General features: G+C 73.4%; 1 pseudogene. It reads right to left on the reverse strand.

The window, feature by feature from the left end:
• Positions 1 to 387, reverse strand: a pseudogene (locus AC5RVZ_RS32210) (hypothetical protein); the annotation flags it as partial.

Below are 387 nucleotides of genomic sequence, written 5' to 3' on the forward strand. Positions count from 1 at the left end.
GCCGTCGGTGCTGCCGCCGGTCGTCCCACCGGTGGTGCCGGTGGCGCCGTCGGTGTGGCTGTCGCCGATGACGGAGATGGCGTTGCCGGTCAGGTTGATCGGCGCGGTGATCGGGGCGAGCACCTGGGTGCCGCCGAGGATCGAGTCCGTCCCGTCGGTCCAGCCGTCGGTGGTCCCGCCGGTGGTGCCGTGGGATCCGCCGGTGGCGCCGTCGGTGTGGCTGTCGCCGATGACGGAGATGGCGTTGCCGGTCAGGTTGATCGGCGCGGTGATCGGTGCGAGCACCTGGCTGCCGCCGAGGATCGAGTCCGTCCCGTCGGTCCAGCCGTCGGTGGTCCCGCCGGTGGTGCCGTGGGATCCGCCGGTGGCGCCGTCGGTGTGGCTGTC

It is taken from the genome of Arthrobacter sp. Cza30 (assembly GCF_059090765.1).